This is a genomic window from Pseudomonas sp. GL-RE-29 (assembly GCF_019947275.1).
Classification (GTDB): domain Bacteria; phylum Pseudomonadota; class Gammaproteobacteria; order Pseudomonadales; family Pseudomonadaceae; genus Aquipseudomonas; species Aquipseudomonas fluorescens_A.
The window spans coordinates 155,818-175,257 of the sequence record NZ_JAGYGD010000009.1 but is presented as its reverse complement, the minus strand read 5'-3'; the positions used below and the strand labels follow the sequence as shown (position 1 = coordinate 175,257).

General features: G+C 59.1%; 17 protein-coding genes. 4 read left to right on the top strand and 13 right to left on the bottom strand.

Going from position 1 to position 19,440, the window contains the following annotated elements:
* Positions 1–66: 66 nt before the first annotated feature.
* On the bottom strand, positions 67–930 hold the full coding sequence (locus KGB21_RS10525) for an MBL fold metallo-hydrolase (RefSeq protein ID WP_034148869.1): 864 nt from the start codon (positions 928–930) through the stop codon (positions 67–69).
* 162 nt (positions 931–1,092) lie between these two features.
* Here KGB21_RS10525 and KGB21_RS10520 point away from each other — a divergent pair, with 162 nt between their 5' ends.
* Positions 1,093–1,893: a sulfite exporter TauE/SafE family protein gene (locus KGB21_RS10520; RefSeq protein WP_223505078.1), complete on the top strand. Its 801-nt coding sequence runs from the start codon at positions 1,093–1,095 to the stop codon at positions 1,891–1,893.
* Between the two features lie 3 nt (positions 1,894–1,896).
* Here the strand turns inward: KGB21_RS10520 and KGB21_RS10515 are convergent, their stop codons facing one another.
* The 9 genes from KGB21_RS10515 to copC form a co-directional block, all read right to left on the bottom strand.
* Positions 1,897–2,763: an aldose 1-epimerase gene (locus KGB21_RS10515; RefSeq protein ID WP_223505077.1), complete on the bottom strand. Its 867-nt coding sequence runs from the start codon at positions 2,761–2,763 to the stop codon at positions 1,897–1,899.
* Positions 2,764–2,928: 165 nt separating this feature from the next.
* Entirely contained in the window at positions 2,929–4,209 is a 1,281-nt protein-coding gene (locus tag KGB21_RS10510; RefSeq protein WP_223505076.1) for a TRAP transporter large permease, read from the bottom strand.
* On the bottom strand, positions 4,210–4,737 hold the full coding sequence (locus KGB21_RS10505) for a TRAP transporter small permease (protein WP_034148865.1): 528 nt from the start codon (positions 4,735–4,737) through the stop codon (positions 4,210–4,212).
* Positions 4,738–4,815: 78 nt separating this feature from the next.
* The gene (locus KGB21_RS10500; RefSeq protein ID WP_034148864.1) at positions 4,816–5,799 is read right to left on the bottom strand and encodes a TRAP transporter substrate-binding protein; all 984 of its coding nucleotides are present in this window, start codon (positions 5,797–5,799) and stop codon (positions 4,816–4,818) included.
* A 76-nt stretch (positions 5,800–5,875) separates the two neighbouring features.
* Entirely contained in the window at positions 5,876–6,769 is an 894-nt protein-coding gene (locus tag KGB21_RS10495) for an SMP-30/gluconolactonase/LRE family protein (protein WP_223505075.1), read from the bottom strand.
* A 51-nt stretch (positions 6,770–6,820) separates the two neighbouring features.
* Positions 6,821–7,645, bottom strand: a complete 825-nt coding sequence (locus tag KGB21_RS10490; RefSeq protein ID WP_223505074.1) for an NAD-dependent epimerase/dehydratase family protein — start codon at positions 7,643–7,645, stop codon at positions 6,821–6,823.
* A 290-nt stretch (positions 7,646–7,935) separates the two neighbouring features.
* Positions 7,936–9,234 (bottom strand): OprD family porin, encoded by a 1,299-nt coding sequence (locus KGB21_RS10485; protein WP_034148861.1) that lies wholly within the window; start codon positions 9,232–9,234, stop codon positions 7,936–7,938.
* Positions 9,235–9,475: 241 nt separating this feature from the next.
* Complete coding sequence (gene copD / locus KGB21_RS10480) at positions 9,476–10,327, bottom strand: copper homeostasis membrane protein CopD (RefSeq protein WP_223505073.1); 852 nt, start codon at positions 10,325–10,327, stop codon at positions 9,476–9,478.
* Between the two features lie 3 nt (positions 10,328–10,330).
* Positions 10,331–10,696 (bottom strand): copper homeostasis periplasmic binding protein CopC, encoded by a 366-nt coding sequence (gene copC / locus KGB21_RS10475; protein ID WP_223505072.1) that lies wholly within the window; start codon positions 10,694–10,696, stop codon positions 10,331–10,333.
* Positions 10,697–10,836: 140 nt separating this feature from the next.
* Here copC and KGB21_RS10470 point away from each other — a divergent pair, with 140 nt between their 5' ends.
* Complete coding sequence (locus KGB21_RS10470) at positions 10,837–11,457, top strand: TetR/AcrR family transcriptional regulator (protein ID WP_034148858.1); 621 nt, start codon at positions 10,837–10,839, stop codon at positions 11,455–11,457.
* 141 nt (positions 11,458–11,598) lie between these two features.
* Here KGB21_RS10470 and preA read toward each other — a convergent pair whose 3' ends face one another.
* The 3 genes from preA to hydA all read right to left on the bottom strand — a co-directional run bounded on the left by preA (position 11,599) and on the right by hydA (position 15,833).
* Positions 11,599–12,873, bottom strand: coding sequence for an NAD-dependent dihydropyrimidine dehydrogenase subunit PreA (gene preA, locus KGB21_RS10465; protein ID WP_034148857.1), 1,275 nt, complete (start codon positions 12,871–12,873; stop codon positions 11,599–11,601).
* On the bottom strand, positions 12,874–14,241 hold the full coding sequence (locus KGB21_RS10460; protein ID WP_223505071.1) for an NAD(P)-dependent oxidoreductase: 1,368 nt from the start codon (positions 14,239–14,241) through the stop codon (positions 12,874–12,876). It lies immediately after the preceding gene.
* A 152-nt stretch (positions 14,242–14,393) separates the two neighbouring features.
* On the bottom strand, positions 14,394–15,833 hold the full coding sequence (gene hydA, locus KGB21_RS10455) for a dihydropyrimidinase (RefSeq protein WP_223505070.1): 1,440 nt from the start codon (positions 15,831–15,833) through the stop codon (positions 14,394–14,396).
* Positions 15,834–16,385: 552 nt separating this feature from the next.
* Between hydA and KGB21_RS10450 the strand changes: the two genes are divergently transcribed.
* Together KGB21_RS10450 and KGB21_RS10445 are read left to right on the top strand one after the other, a co-directional pair.
* Positions 16,386–17,870, top strand: coding sequence for an NCS1 family nucleobase:cation symporter-1 (locus KGB21_RS10450; protein WP_223505069.1), 1,485 nt, complete (start codon positions 16,386–16,388; stop codon positions 17,868–17,870).
* 164 nt (positions 17,871–18,034) lie between these two features.
* Complete coding sequence (locus tag KGB21_RS10445; RefSeq protein ID WP_034148853.1) at positions 18,035–19,318, top strand: Zn-dependent hydrolase; 1,284 nt, start codon at positions 18,035–18,037, stop codon at positions 19,316–19,318.
* Positions 19,319–19,440 lie beyond the last annotated feature (122 nt).

The following is a 19,440-nucleotide window of genomic DNA, read 5'->3' as shown; positions in this document are numbered from 1 at the left end:
GAGATCGCCATCGCCAGCAAGCCGGCTCCTACAGATTTGATTTAGCCAATACGGTTGGTTCGGGGCTCAGAATTTGTTCAGGGGGATTTTCAGGTAAGTCACGCCATTGTCCTCGGCCGGTGGAAAATTCCCGGCCCGCACATTGACCTGAATCGCCGGCAGCAGCAGCGTCGGCATCCCCAATCCCTCATCACGCTGGGTACGCATGGCAACGAAAGCCGCCTCGTCGACACCATCGCGCACATGAATGTTGCTTTTGCGCTGCTCGCCCACCGTGGTCATGCAGCAGGGTTCACGGGCCTCGGGCGGGTAATCATGGCAAACGTAGAGGCGTACGCTGGCAGGGAAGGCCAGCAGTTTACGGATCGAACTGAACATCTGGTTGGCATTGCCGCCCGGAAAGTCGCAACGCGCGGTGCCGACGTCCGGCATGAACAGCGTATCGCCTACCAGAATCACGTCGCCGTCGATGAGGTATGCCATGTCCGCCGGTGTATGACCCGGTACATGCAGGGCCGTGGCTTTCAGATTACCGATGCGGAAAGATTCATCCGGGGCGAAGAGATGATCGAACTGCGAACCGTCAATGCAAAACTCCGGTTCAAGATTGAACAGGGTCTTGAACACGTTCTGCACCTTGCAGATCGATTGGCCGATGGCAATCTTGCCACCCAGTTCACGCCGCAAATAAGGCGCGGCGGACAGGTGATCGGCGTGGGCGTGCGTCTCCAGTAGCCACTGAACCTGCAACTGGTGTTCGCGAACGAAGGCGATGATCTTGTCGGCCTGGGCGGTAGTCGTTCGACCCGCAGTGGGGTCGTAATCGAGCACCGGGTCGACGATCGCGCACTGCCCGCCATCGGCCTCGTAGATTACATAGCTGTAGGTTGACGAGGCGGGGTCGAGGAAGGCTTCAATCAAGGCAGGCATGTTGGTTGTTTCTGTCTGGTTAAGCCATGAGGTTAGTTTCATTGTCCCTGCGTTGACCAGCCCCGCGTCAAAATCCATGCAGGAAAAAAGTGCAGCGGGCTCTATCCTGTCATTCAATCGATACCGGGCGTTCCCGGCTTTTACACGGATCACGAGCGTTTTATGTTGCTGGCGAGTTTTTTTGGTGTGGTGATGGGGATGGTGCTTGGGTTGACCGGTGCCGGGGGCGGCATTCTTGCCGTGCCGGCGCTGGTGCTGGGTTTGGGTTGGAGCATGACCACGGCGGCGCCCGTCGCGCTGTTCGCGGTGGGTAGCGCGGCGGCGGTCGGGGCCATCGATGGTCTTCGCCACGGACTGGTGCGCTATCGCGCGGCGATGTTGATCGCATTGCTGGGGGCGGTTTTCTCGCCGCTAGGCATCTACTTCGCCCATCAGTTGCCGGAAAAAATCCTGATGATCCTGTTCAGTCTGCTGATGGTGATGGTGGCCGGGCGGATGTTGCGTCGTGAACGCAAGGACGAAGGGCCGAGCGACCACGGTCACGCCAACTGGGGGCAGAAAAACTGCATGCTCGATCAGCAGACAGGACGCTTTTCCTGGACTGCCAAATGCACCGCGACCCTGGCAGCCCTCGGGGCGGTGACTGGCGTGGTTTCGGGGTTGCTCGGCGTGGGTGGCGGCTTTCTGATCGTCCCAGCGTTCAAACAGCTGACCGACGTGCAGATGCGCGGTATCGTCGCCACGTCCCTGATGGTCATCAGTCTGATCTCGGCCATCGGCGTGATCGGCGCGTTGCACGCCGGGGTACGCATCGATAATTTGGGCGTTGCCTTCATCGTCGCCAGCATCGTCGGCATGATCATTGGCCGCAAGCTCTGCGCCTGGGTGCCGGCGCGGGCGTTGCAGGTCGGGTTTGCCAGCGTCTGCCTGGTCGTCGCCGTCTACATGCTGATTCGCGCCTGAGGGTTACAGCGCCCGGTATTGCAGGCTGAACGTCAGCTCAGCCGATTGACCTTGCTCCAGCAAACGCAGCCCCGGACGACCCGGCAAGTGATGCGCATTGACCGGGTGACTGACCGGTTCGATACAGAAAAACGCCAGGCCCGCCGGGCAGTAGAGCAGGTAGTAATCGCTGCCGCTGGCCTGGCACTCCAGTTCATAGCCGAGATCCGGTTGCTGAATCAGGCAATGCCCATCCCAATCGCAGAAACCGTTGTCGACCAGCGTCTCTGGCAACGCCTTCGTTTGCTGGAAATCCCATTCGCCAGGTATCGCGACCCGTTGCGTTGGCAGCTTGGACGCGTTGCACAACCAGACCTGTTCGGCCTTCACCTGCAATCGCGTGTTCTCTGTGCGCGGAAAATATGGGTGCAATCCGAGCCCATGCCACGCGGCGCGGTCGGCTAAATGCGTCACTTGCAATTCGATGCTCAACCGACCTTCGCTCAGGTGGAAACGTTGCCGGGCGCGATAGGCGAACGGTGTTTGGCTGTCGAGTTGAAGGACCACTTCGTTCGATGCATGGGAAACCACTTGCCATGGCTGCTGCCACGCGCTGCCGTGAATCGGCAAAGGATCGGTGAGGCTGTTGGGCGTCAGCGACTGCCAGCCATCCGGGCAATCGAAGCCGCCCTCGGCGATACGGTTTGACCACGGTACCAAAGGAAAGCAACCAAGTTTGCCGGGCAGGCCGGTGTTCAGTGCATGGTCGTCAGCATGGCGTAACAGCGGTTGACCGCTGTTGCGCACGGTCCAGTTGACGATGCTCGCGCCGAGTTCGGGGGCGAGGGTGAGGTGGGTGAATTCGTCTTCAAGCTCGAGTGTCATTGTCATCGTGAGGTCATTGGTTCAATGGGCTTTTGTGGCGAGGGAGCTTGCTCCCGCTCGGCTGCGCAGCAGTCGTGAATCCTACGACACGGTATATCTGAAGGATTACAGGGCCGCTACGCGCCCCAGCGGGAGCAAGCTCCCTCGCCACAGGGAGTTTGCCGGTCTTCTTTACAACACCAAATGCGGCAGCCACAGCGACAGCGCGGGAATGTAAGTCACGGCTATCAGCACCAGGAACAGTACGCCGTAGAACGGCAGCAGGGCTTTCACGGTTGATTCAATACTGACTTTGCCCACGGCAGACCCCACGAAAAGTACCGCGCCCACTGGCGGTGTTATCAATCCAATCCCCAGGTTGACCAACATGATCATGCCGAACTGTACCGGGTCCACGCCAATGCCGAGAATCACCGGCATCAGGATCGGCGTGAGGATCAGGATCAGCGGCGCCATGTCCATCACCGTGCCGAGCAACAGCAGCATGACGTTGATGCACATCAGGATCACGTAACGGTTGTCCGACAGGGTCAGGAACATCGTGGTGATTTTTGCCGGGATCTGCATCAGCGTCATGATGTAGCCGAAGCTGGCGGCAAAGCCGATCAGGATCATCACGATCGAAATCGTCCGCACCGTGCGGTGCATCAGTTTCGGTAACTCGCTCCACTTGTAGTCGCGGTAGATGAACATGGTCACGAAGAACGACCACAACACGGCGATGGCCGCCGACTCGGTCGCGGTGAAAATGCCGGAGAGAATACCGCCCAGGATGATGACCATCGCCATCAGGCCCCACAGCGCTTCGCCGCATATCTTCAGCGCTTCGCGCATCGGAATGACTTCACCTTTCGGGTAGTCACGCTTCTTGGCGAAGATCAGGCACAGCACCATCAGGCACGCGCTCATCAGCAAGCCCGGTACCACGCCGGCCATGAACAGCGAAGCAATCGACACCGTGCCGCCAGCGGCCAGCGAATAGAGGACCGAGTTGTGGCTGGGTGGCGTCAGCAGGGCCTGAACCGAACCGCTGACAGTGACCGCGGTGGCGAAATCACGCGGATAGCCGCGACGCTCCATTTCAGGGATCAGCACCGAGCCGACCGACGCGGTGTCGGCCACCGAAGAACCGGAGATCGCACCGAAGAAGGTCGACGCCATGATGTTGACCAGCGACAGGCCACCACGCACGAAACCCACCAGCACACCTGCAAACGCTACCAGACGGCGAGACATGCCGCCTTCGGCCATGATCGCACCAGCCAGCACGAAGAACGGAATCGCCAGCAGGGAAAACTTGTTCACGCCCCCGGCGACTTGAATCATCAGCGCCTGGAACGGAATGTCGATCCAGAACGCGCCGATCAGCGCGGATAGCCCCAGCGCGTACGCGACTGGCATGCCGATCAGGATCAACGCGATAAAGCTGCCCAACAGAATAAAAGCGTCCATTCAGGCAGCCCCTTCGTTTTCTTCAACGTGGTCGAAACGCACGACCCGACGGTTGCTCTGGTCACCGAGCAAGAGTTTTTCCAGGACAAAAATCAGCGTCAACACGCCGCCAACCGGAATCGGCATGTAGGTGATACCGACGCGCAGGGTCGGCAGGGCGCTCATGAACTGGTTCCAGGTCGACAAGCAAAGCTTGGTGCCCCAGATCGCCATGAACAGGCTGATGGTCGCCATCAGCAATTGTGCAAACACACTCATGACTTTGCGCATGTTGGGCTGCATGCGATCAGTGAGCATCGCTACCGCCATATGCGAGCCGGAGCGATAGCTGGCTGCTGCACCGATGAAGGTGAAAACCATCATCAGCAGGATTGCAGTGGGCTCGGGCCAACTGGAGCCGGTCCCGAGCACATAACGGGCGAATACGCCCCAGGGAATGATCAGCGCAATGGCCAGTACGGAGAGCCCGGCGACCCAGATACAGGTCATGTAGAGCTTGTCATTGAAACGTAGCAGCAGATTCTTCATCGGGTTCCACCGTAACCGGGCGCGCACGGACGTCTTCAAACGTCCGTGGCGCCGGGCCTTTCTTGAATGCAGGGAGGATTACTGAACGGCTTCGATACGCTTGATCAGGTCGACGTAAGGTGCGCCGTATTTTTCGCGGATCGAGGCAGTCGCCTCATAGAAAGGTTTTTTGTCGACGGTGATGAACTCGACGCCGGCAGCCTTGAGTTTTTCTTCACTGCTGGCCGACTTCGCGTCCCAGAGGGTGCGTTCCTGAGCCTGTGCGGCTTTGGCGGTTTTCTTCACCAATGTCTGTTGCTCGGGAGTGAGTTTGTCCCAAGTGATTTTCGACATCACGATCGGTTCAGGCAGGATCAGGTGCCCGGTCAAACTGTAGAATTTGGCGTTCTGGTAGTGGTTGTGTTCGAGCAGGGTTGGAGGGTTGTTTTCGGCGCCGTCAATCACGCCGGTCTGCAACGCACTGAAAATTTCGCCGGTGTCCATCGCGATGCCGTTACCGCCCATGGCGTTGATGGTTTCGATGAACATCGGGTTGCCCTGCACGCGAATCTTCATGCCCTTTAGGTCTTCGAGGCTGCGCACCGGTTTCTTGGTGTAGATGTTGCGCGTGCCGCCATCCATCCAGGCCAGGGCCACCAGGCCGAATTCGGAATTGGTGATTTTGCCGAGGATCTCATCGCCGATGTCGCCATCGATGACTTTGCGCATGTGCGCCTGGTCGCGGAACACGAACGGCATGTTGAACACATTCACGTCCGGCACCACGGGGCCGACGATGCCGAGGCTGACCCTGGCCATCTGAATGGCGCCAACCTGGGCCTGTTCGACCACTTCTTTTTCCGAGCCGAGCACACCGCCGGCAAACATCTTGAAAGTCAGTTTGCCGTTGCTGTCGGCCACCAGGGTTTTACCGAGTTGTTCCTCGGCGACTACGGTCGGATAGCCGGCGGGGTGGATGTCGGCGAATTTGATTTCCAGCGCGTGGGCGGCGCTACTGAGGGTGAGGGCGAGCGTGCAGGTCAGCGGGAGTGCAGCGGCGAGCAAGGTGCGTTTGAAGTCCATGGGGTGTGTCTCCAGTCTTGTTATTTTTGTATTCAAAGGCGCAGCGGTGCAGCACAAGCGGTTACGACAGAAGCGGTTACAGCGAAGCGTTGAAAACGGGTTCCGGTAAACCTTTGACGCCGGGGTCGAGGGCGAACACGCCACCGGCCAGTGATTGTTCGTCATGGTCATCACCGGGGCGAATCGAGGTCACGAACAGGGTGTCGAGTCGACTGCCACCGAAGGCGCACATGGTGGGTTTTTTAACCGGTACGGTGAGGGAGCGATCAAGGCGACCGTCAGGCGTAAAGCGGTGAATCAGCCCGGCGTCATTGGCACAGATCCAGTAGCAGCCGTCGGCATCGACAGCGGCGCCATCGGGCCGGCCGCAGAATTTGTTCATGTCGACGAATACCCGGCGATTGGACGGCGTGCCACTGTCGATGTCGTAGTCGAACGCCCAGATTTGCTGAATCAAAGGATGAGAATCGGACAGGTACATCGTGCGCCCGTCCGGGCTGAATCCCAGGCCGTTGGGCACGATGAAGCCGCCCAATTGAGCAGCCACCGGCCCACGTTCGCCGGCGCTGTAGCGATAGAGGGTGCCGTTTGCGGCATTGGCGCCCATGTTGAGCACCATGCTGCCGGCCCAGAAACGTCCCTGACGGTCGCAACGACCATCGTTCAGGCGCATGTCGGGGCGGGCGTGCTCGACGGAGGCCAGCGGTTCGCTGTCGAGGCTGCCATCGTTGTTCGGGTGTAGATGGAAGAACCCGCTCTCCATGCCGGCGACCCAGCCGCCATCCGGATGACGAACGATGCACGCAAGCATTTCCGGGGTTTTCCAGGCATTCACATGACCGGTTTCAGCATTCCAGCGTTGCAGGCCCCCGGCAGGAATATCCACCCAGTACAGGGCGTTTTCCTCGGGGACCCAGACCGGGCTTTCACCGACCGCATTGCGGGCATCGACAATCAATTCGGCTTGCATGGCAACTCATTCCCTTGGTCTTGTTGTTTGGGATCAAGTGAAGCGCGGTGATCAGTCGCCAAACGGGCCGGACGCAACGAACGCACCACCCTGGTAAACCATGGCCGGGTCATCCGAAGCAGGCATCGGCTGGGCTTCAACTTTTTCACGGAACACTTCAGAGGTGTCCTGCGGTGCATAGCCCAGGGCTGTGGCGTAACGGTTGTCCCACCAGACGTTCTTGTTGTCGGAGGCGCCGTAGACCACGGTGTGACCGACATTCGGGGCGTACAAGGCGCATTCGATCAGTTGGGTCAGGTCGCCGAAGCTCAGCCAGGTGCTCATCATCCGGCGGTTTTGTGGTTCCGGGAACGAGGAGCCGATGCGGATGCTGACAGTCTCGATGCCGTAGCGATCGAAGTAGAACGAGGCCATGTCTTCGCCGTAGGACTTGGACAAACCGTAGTAGCTGTCCGGGCGGCGAGGGGAGTGGGCGTCGATGACTTCGTCCTGCTTGTAGAAGCCGATAACATGGTTGGAACTGGCGAAGATCACTCGCTTCACGCCGTGACGGCGAGCCGCTTCATAGATGTGGAATACGCCGCAGATGTTGGCGCCGAGGATTTCTTCGAACGGACGTTCTACCGAAACGCCGCCGAAGTGCAGGATCGCATCGACGCCTTCAACCAGTTGATGCACGGCTTGCTTGTCCGCGAGGTCGCAAGGCGCGACTTCTTCGCGGTCATCAATGGCCGGGGCCATGTCGGCGATGTCTGAAAGGCGAATGACGTTGGCGTAAGGGCGCAGGCTTTCGCGCAAGACTTTACCGAGGCCACCGGCGGCGCCGGTCAGCAGCAGGCGATTAAAAGGAGTGCGGGCGGTAGCAGTGTTCGTCATGGGAATCCTGGACATCGGTTATTGTTTTGAATTCGTTGTAGGTTGTCGTACGACTATGCCGAAGTATCGTAAGGCTTTCCGGGTCTTGTCAACGCGACTTTGGTGGAAATTGACGGAGGGTCATTGGTCACAACAGTACCCCCCGTGGCGAGGGAGCTTGCTCCCGCTTGGCTGCGCAGCAGTCGCAAATCCAGACGCCTCATTATTCCTGAAGCTTGCAGGGGGCCGCTACGCGACCCAGCGGGAGCAAGCTCCCTCGCCACAGATTTTATGTGCCGGCAAAAAACGCCTTACAGCAACGAAATCGGGTAGCTGATGAAAATCCGGTTTTCATCGAACTCGTTGGTGCTGAAGCTCTTGCGGATGCTCGCGTTACGCCATTTGACGTTGAGGCTCTTCAGCGGACCGCTCTGTACGGTGTAGGCCAGTTCCGATTCGCGGCCCCATTCCGTACCGTCGGTGATGGTGCCGGTGTGCACGTTGTCGCCGCTGATGTAGCGGTTCATCAGGGTCAGGCCGGGAACGCCGAGCGCGACAAAGTTGTAGTCGTGGCGCACCTGCCAGGATTTCTCCTTGGCGTTGTCATAACTGGAGTTGTAACTGTCGTTGGCCAGGGTGCCGCCACTGGTGCCGTTGACCCGCATCCAGACATCGTCGCCGCTGAGTTTCTGCAGGCCGACATAGAAGGTGTTGCCGCCGTATTTGGCCGAGAGCAGGGCGAAGGCGGTTTTGTTGTCGAGATCGCCGGCCAGGGCACTGCCGTCTTCCTTGCCGATGAAGTAGCCGAGGTTGGCACCGAGAGTCCAGTCGCCGATGGGCTGGCTGTGGCTCAGGTTGAAATACTGCTGCTGGTAGATGTCGCTGAGCTCGGCGTACCACACACCGATCTGGGTGCGTTTTTCGTTGAAGGCGTATTCGCCGCCGCCGAAGTTGAAACGGTCCGAGGCAAACGCCGCCGATTTACCGTTCATGAACATGTCTTCCATGCTCGCATCGTTGCGCGGACTGTTCTTGCGGAACTGGCCGCCGTAGAGGGTCAGGCCGCTGATTTCGGTGGAAGTCACCTGGCCGCCCTGGAAAGTTTGTGGCAGCGAACGGCCGTCATCGGAGCGCAGGATCGGAAGCACTGGCATCCATTCACCGACCTTCAGTTCGGTCTTCGAAATCTTGCCTTTGAGCGCCACGCCCAGGCGGCCGAAGCTGTCGGCAGGACGGCCATCACCATGGATCGGCAACAACTGCGTGCCCCCGGTGCCTTTGCCACCATCGAGCTTGACCGAAAGGAGCCCCAGCACATCCACACCGAAGCCGACCGGGCCTTGGGTGAAGCCTGACTTGGAATCGAGGATGAAGTTTTGCGTCCACTCTTCAGCCTTGCCCTGAGGGTAGGCAGGGTTGGTGTAGTTTCGATTGATGTAGGCGTTACGCAGGTTCAGCGTGGCCTTGGCGTCATCGGTGAAACCTTCGGCCTGGCTGGTCATTGGCAAGGCGAGCATCAGGCTGCTGCAACCGATAAGGCTCAGCGTGTTGCGGCGGGCGAAGGATGGACGTGGGGTTCGGGCAGAGGAATTGCGGACGAGCTTGCTCACTATGACGCTCCATTCTTTTTTTGTTATTTTTCGTTATACGTCGTCGTACAACATTGGGGCGATTATTTGCGAGGTGTTTCAGGGTTGTCAATCAGAAGTTATACGATGACCTGATGGGCGTAGGGAACGGCAGGATCAAAAGATCGCAGCCTTCGGCATCTCCTACAGGAGACCGGCGTGTGCGCTGCTTCTGTAGGAGCTGTCGAGTGCAACGAGGCTTCGATCTTTTAGGAAGGGTCAGCTAAACGATCATGGGCGGCAATGTCCCCAGCAACGAAACCGCTGCCACTGCGCCAATGCCCAGTAACCATTCCGCAATTACGCTTCTACGCAACACCGTCAGGCGCTGCTCGCAGCGGTTGATCCGCAACCGGTTGAACAGCGCCAATCCCAACATAGCGACAACCAGTGACACCTTGATCAGCAGAATCAAGGCAAAACCTGACAACAACGGCGTGGGCCACAAGGCGCCGGTAAGCACCCGGATGTTGATCAATCCGCTGATCAGCAAACCCGCCACCAAGACATAGCCGACGCCGCTGAATCGCCGTAACAGCGCCTTGATGGAATGCCCGGCAGGTCGCCGCAGGATCATCACCAACAACATCAACCCACCGAGCCAGGCGCCTACGCACGCCAGGTGAATCAGTTGATTGAGGATCAGCAATTGGCCTTCGATGCCATCGAGCATTGCGCCGTGGCCAATGGGGGCCAAAGTCGCCAGTAACAGGCTGCTGAGGAGGAGGCGGGGTACGTTGGCACACAGCGATGTCAGCAGCAATACCAGCAGTAACGCATTGAACAGCAGGTGCCAACTCCAGACCTGACCAAAAAAGGTACGCGACAACACCAGGCGCAAGGTCGATGGCTCGAACGCCGCATCCCACGAACCGGCCATGCTGGCGGCGACCAGCAGTAACCAACCGATGCCGCTGGCCAGCGCCACTGCCGCCAGCCAATGGCCAATGCGCGCCAAGGGCTGATCAAGCGCGGTTGCACGACCCAGGAGCAGCGGCCGAAACACCCACGTTCCGAACAACATCAGCACCACGGTGAAATGCAGGAACCGACACAACACCATCGCGCTCGTCATGGGTTACTGGCCAACCTTGAAGCCGTAGGCGCCTTCGCTTTTGTGGGTGTCGACCGACACGACGTGCCATTCGACCTTGTAACTGCCAGCCGTCAACGGCACCGCCGGCGTGACAACAAGAGTGGTTTTTTCGTCGCCTTGGGTGACCAGGCTTTTTACCAGAATGTCAGCGCCGTCCTTGCTGATCGTGACTTTGCTGAAGTCCGCTTCGACCCCTTCGGAAAACGTCAGGCTCAGTTCCGCCGGTGCGCTAACGGTGCTGTCGGCGGCGGGTGTCTGGCTTTTCAGATGGGCGTGAGCAAAAACCGATGACGCACAGAAGAGCGAGCCGAGCAGGGCGGCAGTGGTCAGGGTGTTCTTGATAAGCATCGATGAATCCCTCAGCGGCAGGTTCGAAGTGGGCGTCAGTTTAGCTGTCAGGCACCGGTTGTACGAAGTTTGCTTTTCCCCTGTCGCCGCGAGGTAGAGCGGATGCTAGTCTTGATCAAGGTTGTCGTCAGGGAGCCCTCATGGGCAATCACAAGATCGAGATTCGTCGCAGTAACGTCGAGAAAATTCTGTTGGGGGCTGAGAAGGTCTTCGCCGAAAAAGGTTTTGGCAGCACCGCCATGGCCGACATCGCTGCCGAAGTGCAACTGCCGCGCTCCAACCTGCATTACTACTTCAGCACCAAGACCGAGTTGTACAGCGCCGTGCTGTTCGATTTGCTGGAAGTGTGGAAGCAGGACGCGCTGTGCTTCGAGATGTTCGACGATCCGCGCGTGGTGCTCAGCAGCTACATCCGCGCCAAGATGAACCACTCCCGCAGCCGTCCTTATGGCTCGAAAGTCTGGGCCAACGAAATCATCCACGGCGCACCGACCCTGGGCGAGAAACTCGACGCCAGCCTGTACGACTGGGCCAAGATGAAGGAAGCGAAAATCCGCCAGTGGGTGGATGACAAACGCATCCTGCCGGTGGAGCCTTCGAGCCTGCTGTACATGATCTGGGCCTCGACCCAGCACTACGCCGACTTCGATCACCAGGTGAACATTCTCAATGACCACCAACCGCTGTCGGACATGCAGTTCGAACGCGCGGTGCAGACGGTGACGAGTGTGATTTTGCGGGGGATTGGGTTGGAGCCTTAGAGTCCAGCGGTGCGGCGACCGGCCCCATCGCGGGCAAGCCCGCTCCCACAGGTATCTTGGTGTACACGACATTTGCGTACGACAGAAACCACTGTGGGAGCGGGCTTGCCCGCGATGGCGTCAGCTCAAGCTCCGCGAGTCTCAAGGACTGACGTGGTACGGATTCCTCGGATCATGATTCCAATCCAGAAACGGCTTGCCGTTCTCCATCGGCACCATCTCGATGCAATCCTGCACCGGGCAGGTGATCTGACACAGGTTGCAGCCCACGCATTCATCATCGATCACTTGATACTTGTGCGTGCCGTCCGCTTGCTTGACGCTGGCCACCGCCTGGTGCGAGGTGTCTTCGCAAGCGATGTGGCAACGACCGCAACCGATGCACGCCTCTTGGTCAATCTTCGCAATCACCTGATAGTTGATGTCCAGGTACTTCCAGTCCGTGGTGTTGCCCACCGCGCGCCCGGAGAATTCGGAAATGCTGGCGTAACCCTGACTGTCCATCCATCGCGATAACCCGTCCTTCATCTCCTCGACAATCCGGAAACCATGCAGCATCGCCGCCGTGCACACCTGTACCGAACCGCTGCCCAGCGCGATGAATTCCGCCGCATCACGCCAGTTGCCAATGCCGCCGATTCCGCTGATCGGCAGGCCCTGGGTCTGCGGATCACGTGCGATTTCGGCGACCATATTCAACGCAATAGGCTTCACCGCCGAACCGCAATAGCCACCGTGGGTGCTCTGGCTGCCGACCATGGGATTGGCGACCATGCGCTCCAGGTTGACGCTGGTGATCGAGTTGATCGTGTTGATCAGCGAAACCGCATCGGCGCCGCCACGGTGCGCCGCGCGGGCAGCGACGCGGATGTCAGTGATGTTCGGCGTGAGTTTGACGATCACTGGCAGCGAGCAATAAGTCTTGCACCAACGGGTAACCTGTTCGACGTATTCCGGCACTTGGCCGACCGCTGCGCCCATGCCGCGTTCCGGCATGCCATGGGGGCAACCGAAGTTCAGCTCAATGCCATCGGCGCCGGTGGCTTCCACCAAGGGCAGGATGTGTTTCCACGATTCTTCGACGCAGGGCACCATCAAGGAAACGATCAACGCACGGTCCGGCCAGTCTTTTTTGACCTGGGTAATTTCCCGCAGATTGATCTCTAGCGAACGGTCAGTGATCAGTTCGATATTGTTGAAACCCAACACTTCACGGTTGGCCCCGAAGTGCGCCGAGTAGCGTGACGACACGTTGACCGCCGCCGGGTCTTCGCCCAGGGTTTTCCAGACCACGCCACCCCAGCCGGCCTCGAAGGCGCGGACCACGTTGTAGGCTTTGTCGGTCGGCGGCGCGGAGGCCAGCCAGAACGGGTTGGGGGATTTGATGCCAGCGAAGACAATCGAGAGATCGGCCATTTATGCGGCCTCCACGTTGAGCATCAGTTGAGCGTTGATCGCTTCGGCGGCTTTTTTGCCATGTTGCACGGCTTGCACGGTGAGGTCCTGATCGAGGCTGGTGCAGTCGCCGCCCGCATAAACACCGGGGATGCTGGTGCGCAAATTTTCGTCGACCTGAATGCGATCGCCCTGACGCTTTAGTTCTCGGGCCAATGGATCGGCGAGTGCGCTGGAATCGAAGCTTTGGCCGATGGCTTTAAAGATTGCATCGGCGGCCAGTTCGAAGGTTTCGCCGGTGGTTTGCAGGCGACCTTCCACCAGATGCGTGCGCGCGAAACGCATGCCGCGCACCTGACCGCGATCATCGAGTAACACTTCTTCCGGTTGCGCCCAGGTCAACAGGCGCACTTGATTGGCTTTGGCGATGTCTTGCTCGTGATGGGTCGCGCCCATGTCTTCCACGCCACGGCGATATACCAAATTGACGTCGTGGGCGCCCAGGCGCGCCATTTGCACGGCCATGTCGATGGCGGTATTACCGGCGCCGAGCACGATGCAGTGATCGGCCATCGGCAATTGCGTCAAATCATCCGCCTGACGCAGTTCGCGGATGTAGTCGGTGGCGGCCACCAGGCCCGGCGCCTCTTCATGGGCCAGGCCCAATTGCTTGCTCGCCGCCAGGCCCAGGCCGAGGAAAACGGCATCGAATTGCTGGTGCAGTTCGCTGAGGGTCAAGTTTTCGCCGAGTTTTTGCCCATGACGGATTTCGATCCCGCCGATCTCCAGCAGGAAATCCAATTCTTTCTGCGCGTAATCGTCCACCAGTTTGTACTTGGCGATTCCGTATTCATTAAGGCCACCGGCCTTTTCCTTTGCCTCGAAAATCACCACGTCATGCCCATGCATGGCACTGCGATGTGCGCAGGACAAGCCGGCCGGACCGGCACCGACCACGGCAATGCGCTTGCCGGTGGCAGCTGCACGGGTGAAGGGGTGTTCGCTGAAATGCGCATTGTCCACCGCGTAGCGTTGCAACAGACCGATCAACACCGGTGCGCACTCGTGAGCGTTGTTGCGTACACAAGCCTGCTGGCAGAGGATTTCCGTTGGGCAGACCCGGGCGCAACTGCCGCCGAGGATGTTCGCCGAAAGGATTTTCTGCGCCGCGCCTTGCACGTTGTCCTGGTGGATGTTGCGGATGAACGACGGGATATCGATTTCGCTCGGGCACGCATTCACGCACGGCGCGTCGTAGCAATACAGACAGCGCGAGGCTTCCAGGTGGGCCTGGCGATCGTTGAGCGGCGGCGCCAGATCGGTGAAATGGCTGGCGAGCACGGCCGCGTTCTCGTAGGGATGCGGGAGGTGGGTCAGGGTCTTGATCACGGTGTGGGCCTCACGGTAATGGAGGTACTGCCTCTGGTGGGCATTGTTATTGCGGTGTCTGTGCGGTCCTCATCGCTGGCAAGCCAGCTCCTACAGGGGATCGCATTTCAACTGTAGGAGCTGGCTTGCCAGCGATAGGCCGAAGGCCGCTTTCAGCGTTTCACAGCCACTGGCTGATTCAACTCGGCGCGCTTGCTCAGCAAATCAAACACCGCCGGATACGCCGGCCGTTCGATGTAGCGCCCGGCGCCGCGCTCAGCCCGCAAATCGCCATCGGCCCAAACTACCCGGCCCTGGCTGACGGTGTGACTGGGCACGCCGCGCACGGTCTTGCCTTCGAAGATGTTGAAGTCGACTTGCTGGTGATGAGTCTTCGCCGAAATCGTCCGCGTACCTTGCGGGTCCCACAGCACCAGATCGGCATCGGCACCCACACGGATCGCACCTTTGCGCGGGTAGAGGTTGAAAATCTTCGCGGTGTTGGTGGAGGTGAGGGCGACGAACTGCTGCATCGACAAGCGCCCAGTGTTCACCCCTTCATCCCAGAGCACGGCCATGCGGTCTTCAATGCCCGCCGTGCCATTCGGGATCTTGCTGAAATCATCCTTGCCCGCCGCTTTTTGTTCCGCGCAGAAACAGCAGTGGTCAGTGGCCGTGGTGTGCAGGTTGCCCGCCTGCAGGCCATGCCAAAGCGCTTCCTGATGGCCAATGGGGCGAAACGGCGGGCTCATTACATAACCGGCAGCGGTCTGCCAATCCGGATGGCGGTAGACGCTGTCGTTCAGCAGCAGATGCCCGGCCAATACTTCGCCATAGACCGGTTGGCCCTTGGCGCGCGCATAGGTGATTTCGTCGAGGGCTTCCTTGGTCGAGACGTGAACGAGGTACAACGGCGTACCGAGGGTTTCGGCAATGCGGATCGCCCGGCTCGCTGCTTCACCTTCCACTTGCGAAGGGCGCGACAAAGGGTGTGCTTCCGGCCCGGTCATGCCCTGGGCCATCAGTTTGCGTTGCAGGTGAAATACCAGTTCGCCGTTCTCCGCATGCACAGTCGGCACCGCGCCCAGCTCCAGGCAGCGCTCGAAACTCGCCACCAAGGTGTCGTCGGCCGCCATGATCGCGTTCTTGTAGGCCATGAAATGTTTGAAACTGTTGACCCCGTGATGGCTGACCAACTCGGCCATTTCTTCGCGGACCTGTTCGCTCCACCAGGTAATGGCGACGTGGAAGCCGTAATCGGACGCCGACTTCTCTGCCCAGCCGCGCCACTGATGAAATGCCTCCATCAAGGATTGCTGCGGATTGGGAATTACGAAATCGATGATCGATGTGGTGCCACCGGCAAGTCCCGCTGCCGTACCACTGAAAAAGTCTTCGCTGGCCACAGTGCCCATGAAGGGCAGTTGCATGTGGGTGTGAGGATCGATGCCACCTGGCATCAGGTATTGGCCGCTGCCGTCGAGTATCTCGGCACTGACGGGAACGTCGAGGTTTTCGCCGATGGCTTTGATCACGCCGTCTGCGCAATACACATCGGCGCGATAACTTTCATCATGGGTAATAACGGTAGCGCCACGGATCAACAGAGACATTCCGAGTTCCTCGCAGGCATGACCGGCTGATGCCGGTTCTAGGTGTTTTATATGAAGCCAGCGCGAAGAGGTGTATTCCTGTCATCGCTGTCAGGAATAAACGCTAGTCTGAGTTATGCGAATGAGCAAGAATAATTTTTATAAGCTTATGACTGTTTTAACTGATTGATAAATAACAACTAAATAGCATATTCACCAAAATGGTGAGGCCTCTCACCATTTTGACGCACTTGACAGGATCTAAATATGGTCAAGATTTCTTATGTGAAATCAGCCGTTTGAGGATGGTCTATGGTTGATGCGCAACTTTGAAAAAAAGATCAGTGCACCAGATTGAGTCCTGACTGTTCGGACAACTTGGCTGGCATTCGGCCTGAGTGGCAAGACAAGTAACCGGGGGACTGAATAGTTGAAGTAATAAAACTGATAAACATCAGTTGGTTACAGATTGGTTATGGAACTGCCCGATGCGAAATCGGGGCGCCCGGCACGTTTATTGATATCGCCAGCCCCCGATGAGCAAAAAATAATTCAAAGAACAGTGGAGCGGCCATGCAACAGATCAGATCGCAAGAGACCGAGCGCGACGGCTTGTTTGAGCTGGAAGCCGGCAGCGACGTCCTCGACAGTCCCCGATACAACCACGACATGGCACCGACCAAGGTGCGCGAACGAACCTGGAACAAATGGCACATCACCGCACTGTGGGTCGGCATGTCGATCTGCGTGCCGACCTATACCCTCGGCGGCGTGCTGACGGCGTACTTCGGTCTGAGCGTCGGCGAAGCGCTGCTGGCGATTCTGTTTGCCAATATCATCGTACTGATCCCCCTGACCCTGAACGCCTTCCCCGGCACGAAGTACGGCATCCCGTTTCCGGTGTTGCTGCGCTCGTCCTTCGGCATCCTCGGCTCGAACATCCCGTGTTTGATCCGCGCCCTGGTGGCGTGCGGCTGGTTCGGTATCCAGACGATGTTCGGCGGCCTCGCCATACATCTGTTCCTGGGCTCGGTGTTCGAGGGCTGGAAATCCCTCGGCGGGACCGGTGAAGTCATTGGCTTCATGGTGTTCTGGGCGCTCAACTTGTGGGTGGTGATTCGCGGTGCCGAGTCGATCAAATGGCTGGAAACCCTGTCGGCGCCGCTGTTGGTGCTGGTGGGGGTAGGGCTGTTGTTGTGGGCCATGCCGAATGTGTCGATGACCGAGCTGATGGCGATTCCGGCCAAGCGCCCGGAAGGGGTCAGCGTGGTCAGTTACTTCGCTGCCGGGCTGACCGCAATGGTCGGGTTCTGGGCGACGTTGTCGCTGAACATCCCGGACTTCAGTCGTTACGCGAAAAGCCAGAAGGACCAGATTGTCGGGCAGATCATCGGCTTGCCGCTGACCATGTTCTTGTTCGCCGCGCTCGGCGTGGTGATGACCGCTGCGTCCGTGAAACTGGTGGGCGTGACCGTCTCCGACCCGGTGACGTTGATCGGCCATATCCAGAGCCCGGTCTGGGTGGCAGTGGCCATGGCGCTGATCATCATCGCCACGCTGTCGACTAATACGGCGGCCAACATCGTCTCGCCCACCAACGACTTCCAGAACATCGCACCCAAGGTGATCAACCGGACCAAAGCGGTACTGCTCACCGGGTTTGTCGGCCTGGTGCTGATGGGCCATGAACTGCTGAAAAAACTTGGCCTGATTGTTTCCGACGTCAGCCTGGAAACGGTCTATTCCAACTGGTTGCTGGGTTATTCCAGCCTGCTTGGGCCGATTGCCGGGATCATGGTGGTGGATTACTTCCTGATCAAGAAACAGCAATTGGACCTCGCCGGGCTCTATCGCGACGACGTGTACCCGGCGTGGAACTGGAACGGCTTTCTCGCATTCGGTGTGCCGGTGGTGTTGACGCTGCTGTCCCTTGGCAGCGATGTATTCAGCTGGTTCTACAGCTATGGCTGGTTTACCGGCTCGGCCCTGGGTGGCCTGATTTATTACGGGTTGTGCGCGATGCGGCCCAGTCCGTCAGTTGCGAAATCTGCGGTGTGAGCACGGGCCTCATCGCTGGCAAGCCAGCTCCCACAAGGATCGCGGCGTCCGCCATTGTGTGGGACACCTAGAACCTGTGGGAGCTGGCTTGCCAGCGATGGCAGCCTCAAGGACACCCGAGAATTGCCTGAGATAAACCATAACAACAGCTTGAGGAGATCACCATGAACGCAGCCGTAGACGTTCTGCAGTCCACCCATCAGCACATCAACCGCGACCGACTGTGGCAGTCGCTCATGGAGTTGGCCAAGCTTGGCGCTACAGTCAAAGGTGGCGTCTGTCGCCTGGCCCTGACTGATCTCGACCGCCAGGCCCGGGACATTTTTGTCAAATGGTGTGAAGAAGCGGGCTGCACCGTCAGCATCGACGCCGTCGGCAACATTTTCGCCCGACGTCCCGGCCGCAACCCGAACCTGCCGCCGGTGATGACCGGCAGCCACATCGACACGCAACCCACTGGCGGCAAGTTCGACGGCTGCTTCGGCGTGCTCGCCGGCGTTGAAGTGCTGCGCACCCTCAATGACCTCGGCGTGGAAACCGAAGCACCGCTGGAAGTGGTGGTGTGGACCAACGAAGAAGGCTCGCGATTCGCCCCATGCATGATGGGCTCCGGTGTATTCGCGGAAAAATTCACCCTCGAAGAAACCCTGGCCAAAGTCGATGCCGAAGGCGTGACCGTCGGCGAAGCGCTGAACGCCATCGGTTACGCGGGCCCACGCAAAGTCAGCGGTCACGCCGTGGGCGCCTATTTCGAAGCGCACATCGAGCAAGGCCCGATTCTCGAAGACGAACGTAAAACCATCGGCGTCGTCATGGGCGCCCTCGGGCAAAAATGGTTCGACCTGAAACTGCGCGGCGTTGAAGCCCACGCCGGCCCGACGCCGATGCATCTGCGCAAAGACGCCCTGGTCGGTGCCTCGGTGATTGTTGGTGCGGTCAACCGCGCCGCCCTCGGCCACCAACCTCACGCGTGTGGCACTGTCGGCTGCCTGCAAGCCTATCCCGGTTCACGCAACGTCATCCCGGGCGAAGTGCGCATGACGCTCGACTTCCGTCATCTGGAACCAGCGAGGCTGGACTCGATGATCGCCGAAGTCCGCGCAGTCATCGAAGCCACCTGCGAAGAACACGGCCTGACCTTCGAACTGACGCCGACTGCCGACTTCCCGCCGCTGTACTTCGATAAGGGCTGCGTCGACGCCGTCCGTGGCGCGGCGCAAGGTTTGGGTCTGTCAAACATGGACATTGTCAGCGGAGCAGGGCACGACGCGATTTTCCTCGCCGAACTCGGCCCGGCCGGGATGATCTTCGTGCCCTGCGAAGGCGGCATCAGCCACAACGAAATCGAAAACGCTGCGCCGGATGACCTGGCGGCCGGGTGTGCGGTGCTGTTGCGGGCGATGCTGGCGGCTTCGGCGGCGATCGCGAGTGGAAAAAAAGCGGCCTGAAAACAAAACCCAACCTGTAGGAGCTGCCGCAGGCTGCGATCTTTTGATCTTGATTTTATAAGATCAAAAGATCGCAGCCTGCGGCAGCTCCTACGTGAATGGTGTCCGGCTGCACGTTCATG

What these genes read in the sequence shown, in the direction of transcription:
- copC (WP_223505072.1), bottom strand. Translation starts at nt 10,696, where the DNA reads ATGCTTATCAAGAACACCCTGACCACTGCCGCCCTGCTCGGCTCGCTC.
- KGB21_RS10450 (WP_223505069.1), top strand. Translation starts at nt 16,386, where the DNA reads ATGCAACAGATCAGATCGCAAGAGACCGAGCGCGACGGCTTGTTTGAG.
- hydA (WP_223505070.1), bottom strand. Translation starts at nt 15,833, where the DNA reads ATGTCTCTGTTGATCCGTGGCGCTACCGTTATTACCCATGATGAAAGT.
- KGB21_RS10520 (WP_223505078.1), top strand. Translation starts at nt 1,093, where the DNA reads ATGTTGCTGGCGAGTTTTTTTGGTGTGGTGATGGGGATGGTGCTTGGG.
- KGB21_RS10505 (WP_034148865.1), bottom strand. Translation starts at nt 4,737, where the DNA reads ATGAAGAATCTGCTGCTACGTTTCAATGACAAGCTCTACATGACCTGT.
- KGB21_RS10470 (WP_034148858.1), top strand. Translation starts at nt 10,837, where the DNA reads ATGGGCAATCACAAGATCGAGATTCGTCGCAGTAACGTCGAGAAAATT.
- KGB21_RS10510 (WP_223505076.1), bottom strand. Translation starts at nt 4,209, where the DNA reads ATGGACGCTTTTATTCTGTTGGGCAGCTTTATCGCGTTGATCCTGATC.
- KGB21_RS10490 (WP_223505074.1), bottom strand. Translation starts at nt 7,645, where the DNA reads ATGACGAACACTGCTACCGCCCGCACTCCTTTTAATCGCCTGCTGCTG.
- KGB21_RS10525 (WP_034148869.1), bottom strand. Translation starts at nt 930, where the DNA reads ATGCCTGCCTTGATTGAAGCCTTCCTCGACCCCGCCTCGTCAACCTAC.
- preA (WP_034148857.1), bottom strand. Translation starts at nt 12,873, where the DNA reads ATGGCCGATCTCTCGATTGTCTTCGCTGGCATCAAATCCCCCAACCCG.
- KGB21_RS10515 (WP_223505077.1), bottom strand. Translation starts at nt 2,763, where the DNA reads ATGACAATGACACTCGAGCTTGAAGACGAATTCACCCACCTCACCCTC.
- copD (WP_223505073.1), bottom strand. Translation starts at nt 10,327, where the DNA reads ATGACGAGCGCGATGGTGTTGTGTCGGTTCCTGCATTTCACCGTGGTG.
- KGB21_RS10495 (WP_223505075.1), bottom strand. Translation starts at nt 6,769, where the DNA reads ATGCAAGCCGAATTGATTGTCGATGCCCGCAATGCGGTCGGTGAAAGC.
- KGB21_RS10500 (WP_034148864.1), bottom strand. Translation starts at nt 5,799, where the DNA reads ATGGACTTCAAACGCACCTTGCTCGCCGCTGCACTCCCGCTGACCTGC.
- KGB21_RS10445 (WP_034148853.1), top strand. Translation starts at nt 18,035, where the DNA reads ATGAACGCAGCCGTAGACGTTCTGCAGTCCACCCATCAGCACATCAAC.